General features: G+C 64.8%; 1 protein-coding gene. It reads right to left on the bottom strand.

Annotated features, from left to right (window positions below; translation table 11 throughout):
- Positions 1–230, bottom strand: a 230-nt coding sequence (locus tag ACM03V_RS34580) for a hypothetical protein (protein WP_414625330.1), incomplete at both ends; no start/stop codon positions are given.

Below are 230 nucleotides of genomic sequence, written 5' to 3'. Positions count from 1 at the left end.
GGGATTGTAGCGCATGATCTCCAGCAAGACCGGCGGCGCCAGTGCGATGGCCAGCGCGCCGAGAAAACAGATGATCTGCCACGGCTTGAAGGCGTCGCGTCCCCACGGGCGCAACAGGACCGCTGCGACCAGGACGATCGGATACTCCCAGACCCTGTTGAAGATGACGGGCGCGATCAGGGCGTTGAACACGCCCCCGACGACGCCGCCGAACGACAGCAGCAGAGAGA

Source organism: Calothrix sp. CCY 0018 (genome assembly GCF_963920925.1).
Classification (GTDB): Bacteria; Cyanobacteriota; Cyanobacteriia; order Cyanobacteriales; family Nostocaceae; genus Rivularia.
The sequence above is the reverse complement of the archived record's forward strand: the minus strand, read 5'-3'. Positions and strand labels throughout refer to the sequence as shown.